Here is a 260-nt window from a genome sequence, read left to right as displayed (position 1 = left end):
CTGGGAAAGCTTAGTAACTGTTGAAGAAACAGATGCAGCTGAAACACCCGTTTTATAGAAACGACCTGCAAATTCAAACATATACTTTGTATCTTCATTTGCTTCATCCCACCATGTACCATAATCTGGAACATTGGCTACTGTCTTCCCATTTTCTTCCTTTGTAGCCTTTTGATTGATTTTTAATTCAATTGTTGCACTTACAATTGGATTGTTTGCCTCGTATGATGATGTAGGTTTTTTATAATAGTCTTCTTCAT

The 260-nt window shown here is 35.4% G+C and carries 1 protein-coding gene; it reads right to left on the bottom strand.

Annotated elements, in window-relative coordinates; translation table 11 throughout:
* Positions 1-260: hypothetical protein (locus LIZ08_RS10350; RefSeq protein ID WP_227038824.1), on the bottom strand; the 260-nt coding region annotated here is incomplete at both ends.

This window comes from Streptococcus sp. 210928-DFI.4.42, assembly GCF_020554365.1.
GTDB lineage: Bacteria > Bacillota > Bacilli > Lactobacillales > Streptococcaceae > Streptococcus > Streptococcus parasanguinis_S.
Note: the sequence above shows the minus strand (reverse complement) of the source record. Positions and strands in the feature narration are given on the sequence as shown.